Below are 623 nucleotides of genomic sequence, written 5' to 3'. Positions count from 1 at the left end.
GTGACAGTGATGTGTATAAACCATGGCCCTATGCCACCCATTCACGCCATTACACCACGGTTGATCTCAACGGGCACTACAAACTCAATAAATATCTCACCGTGCGAGCAGGCGTGTTTAACCTATTTAATCAGCGTTATTATACCTGGAATTCGCTGCGCAGCATTCGTGAGTTTGGCACCGTCAACCGTGTTGATAATAAAACACACGCCGGCATCGGCCGCTTTAGTGCCCCTGGGCGTTATTTCAGCTTCATGATTGAAGCAACTTTCTAACCACAACCTTAAGGAGTAGAGATGTTTAATTTACCGAAAAAAACCGCACTTTGTATTCTCGTTGCCCTAGGCGCAACGGGCTGCTTGTCCACAAGCAATGATCAACCACAACCGAAAGAGCCGATTAACACCAGCGCACAAAAAACAAACTCGGATAAAAAACCCGCGAGCACTGTCAAAATAATCAAAGTGCGGCTGATCAAAGCTCCACCACACAAGAGGATAAAAAACCAACCGCACCTGCCGATGAGGCCAAAAAACCAGCAGAGCCGGCAAAACCCGCTGAGCCCGCAAAACCCGCTGAACCTGTAAAACCAGCCGAGCCCGCAAAACCAACCGAACCCACAA

At 48.5% G+C, this 623-nt stretch carries 1 pseudogene; it reads left to right on the top strand.

The features are described 5' to 3' along the window. Positions 1–275, top strand: a pseudogene (locus JNC70_RS22810) (hypothetical protein); the annotation flags it as partial. Positions 276–623: the final 348 nt, after the last annotated feature.

It is taken from the genome of Brucella oryzae, assembly GCF_041929965.1.
Taxonomy (GTDB): domain Bacteria; phylum Pseudomonadota; class Alphaproteobacteria; order Rhizobiales; family Rhizobiaceae; genus Brucella; species Brucella oryzae.
The sequence above is the reverse complement of the archived record's forward strand: the minus strand, read 5'-3'. Positions and strand labels throughout refer to the sequence as shown.